This is a genomic window from Xanthovirga aplysinae (assembly GCF_009711365.1).
GTDB lineage: Bacteria > Bacteroidota > Bacteroidia > Cytophagales > Cyclobacteriaceae > Xanthovirga > Xanthovirga aplysinae.
The window spans coordinates 1-2,939 of record NZ_SMMB01000638.1; the positions used below are offsets into that span (position 1 = coordinate 1).

At 33.9% G+C, this 2,939-nt stretch carries 4 protein-coding genes; 3 read left to right on the forward strand and 1 reads right to left on the reverse strand.

The window, feature by feature from the left end; translation table 11 throughout:
• The 3 genes from E1171_RS03565 to E1171_RS03575 form a co-directional block, all read left to right on the forward strand.
• Window positions 1–714 (forward strand): hypothetical protein (locus E1171_RS03565; protein ID WP_155204142.1); only part of this gene is annotated, 714 nt, incomplete at its 5' end.
• A gap of 498 nt (window positions 715–1,212) precedes the next feature.
• Window positions 1,213–2,106, forward strand: a complete 894-nt coding sequence (locus tag E1171_RS03570) for a patatin-like phospholipase family protein (RefSeq protein WP_155204145.1) — start codon at window positions 1,213–1,215, stop codon at window positions 2,104–2,106.
• Between the two features lie 143 nt (window positions 2,107–2,249).
• On the forward strand, window positions 2,250–2,528 hold the full coding sequence (locus E1171_RS03575; RefSeq protein WP_155204148.1) for a hypothetical protein: 279 nt from the start codon (window positions 2,250–2,252) through the stop codon (window positions 2,526–2,528).
• A gap of 109 nt (window positions 2,529–2,637) precedes the next feature.
• On the opposite strand, the gene E1171_RS23585 is transcribed toward E1171_RS03575, so the two are convergent.
• Window positions 2,638–2,939: hypothetical protein (locus E1171_RS23585; protein WP_187696229.1), on the reverse strand; the 302-nt coding region annotated here is incomplete at its 5' end.

A 2,939-nucleotide genomic window follows, 5' to 3' on the forward strand; every position in this document is an offset into this window, starting at 1 on the left:
AAATCATCTGAAATTGCTTTTGGAGAGGTATTAGAATCAATTACATATGATGAATACATCCCAAAAAACATACTAAAGAACCATAAAAACACCTGTCCGTGGGAAAAAAGAAAAAAGGTTAAATGGAAAAAAACGGTAACAAAAGAGGAATTAGATCCTCATTTAGATCGATTATTCTTTTCATCAAAAAACTTGGTAAATGCCAATCATTACAAGGATTTTATATGCAGAACCCACAATAAGTTATACATCTCCGATAATCATATTCACTTCACACTAGATATTCAAAAAAAGGGAAATATAAAAGCTAGGGAATTATCAAAACTGGTAAATGACTTATTGGATTCATTAAATGACTTTGGGGCCGAAATTAATTTCGACTTTGAAGTAGATGATATTAATATCAAACTCAACCTTTCTTCACCTGGTCCTTTGCAACTTTCCTCAAAAAATGTTGCCGGGATAATTTTCCTGATAGGAATGGTTGGGGTAGTGTTTACAGGGGGAAACTTTAAGATAAAAAATAAAACCTTCGAAGTATCTTTAGAGACCCAAGGAATTATTGAGAAATACAATAAATTTCTAAATGATAAAACCAGGAGAGAGTTGGTAAAAAACCACACCGATAGCTTAGAAATAAAAGAACCTGAAGATTTTAAAAAACTTTTTGGAGAAGTTGAGAAAAGTAAAGTGGAGCACCAACCCATTGATTAGAATCTGGCAAATAATACTCAAATATAAATAGGGCAATTATAAAAGCCAATAAAGCAAAGACTAGATCCCTCCAAGTAAAAGCGACTAAATACAAATCCTTTTTTAACAGTGGTACCTTGCCTATTTTAATTCCACTATAAGTTTTATCTTTAAAAAAAGGAAGCAAACCTAAAGTGACGTTTTGAACCAAAAATAAGGCGGTAGCAACTACTAAGATAGAGGATATTATCGCTATGGAGTTTATTAGGGTAACCATTTTGCAAGGAAGACTCAATGATAAAGTTTCTTTCTCACTTTTGCAATTTTTTAACTATATCTTATTAGTAAAACTTTCGAGCAACCATAATAGTTTAGAAATGTTTTCAAGTGTTTCTAACATCAATATTTTCGAATAATAGAATAATTAATCTCCTTAATTATATTAAAAATACTTCACAATCTCATAATTATTCTTATCTTATAGTAATTCAATTGGATGTAACTATAAAAATCAAAACTATGAGACATATTGGAATTTCCGGTGGCGGCACCAAAATCGGAGGTCTTTTCGGAGCGGCAGAAGTATTGATTAAGGAACAAAACTATCAACCTGATATCATAAGTGGAATTTCAGCTGGAGCCATTCTTTCCCTCCCCCTGGCCCTGGGTAAATTCGATACAATTCGAGAAATTGTATTAAACCTCAAATTGGACACTTTTTTCAATAGGAAACCTGTGAATAAAAAAGGCAACATCTCGTTTGGAGGTATTATTAATTTTATTTTAGGAAAAACCTATTTAGGCAGACAGGATAACTTAAAAAAGGTCCTTAGCCAGGTAGTGAGTGAGGAGGAGTATAAGACATATCAAAAAGGAAAATACCCCATTTGCTTAATAGGTTCTGTTGATTATTTCACTGGAGCAAGGGAGTATAAAAACCTAAAAGACCCCAAAGTATCCTATAGTCAGTTTCTACAATACGTAAATGCCAGTGGTTCTATACCTGTTTTTACTCCAGCTGAAGAAATAAACAATAAATACCTCTATGATGGCGGACTTAGGGATCATATTGCAACACCATGGGTATTGGAAAATTTCGATATTCAGGAAACCATTTCCATCTATTCTCGGCCGGAGGATCTACAAATCCCCAAAGAAACTAAACCGAAAAACGTCTTGGAGGTTTTGGAAAGAACAATCGATATTATGAATGCGGAGATTTCCAAGAATGATGAATTATTGGAGGATACCATCTGCAAAGATCGCCAAATCCTACAGTCTAAGTTTTTCCTACCTAGAATCATGGAATCTGTCTATGATGTGGATCCGGAAAGGTTAAAGGAGAACTATTTGGCAGGAAGGGAAATGGTCCTCAAGAATAGTGTAAAGAATTTCAGTTTACCTGATAATTAGAAAAATATAATTTCAGTATCTGTCAAACTACAGTATAGCCCTGCATCATATAACCAAAATACAATTATTACTTTAAATCAAAATATAAGACAAAATTTGAAAGGTTAAGCCAAAAATACAACCAAACCAATTTGAAATTTTATATGGGGTATGTTCAACAAGCCTGGGCAAGCAATATAAAAATTCAAATAGCGGAATACGCATCTAAGCTGGCTAAGAATACGACCTATATTCTGGATTTTGTGATTGTTATTTCTACGGTGATATTGGAAATTTTACTTTTCTATGCTGGGGTACCTCAGGAAAACCAGCAAATCACTTCAATTGTGTTTGGTGGCATTCTAACGCATTATGGGACCGTAGTTGGGTTTCACAGAGGAAGTTCAAAGGAGAAGGAAAAGAAAAGGATTTGGGGAAAATAAGATACCTCAATTTTAGGAGCACTTCCAGTTATAGGAGATGTTGGCTTTATTTGCGACGACTTTTGCGTGCTGGGAAAGCATGGCAGCACGCCATTGTTGTGGTGCGTTTTTATTGTTTATTTAAAATATAAATGTCACCAATCGAGTTCGTCATAGTCAAAGTATTATCTTCAATTTGGTAATTCCACTGTCCATTCAAAACTAAACCTGGTGTAATATCAGCGGTAATCACAAGTCGTTTGTTCTCAAAATTGATTGTCCAATTTTGAACTGAAAAATCCCCATAATAAATAGACGGAAAGGTACCTTTATCACTTTCACCAGAAAAATTCCCTTCGTGAAGGCTAACTTCAACATTTGCAACAATACCTTCTTTTTCAAAGGTACCTTTATATTTCCCATCAATATTAG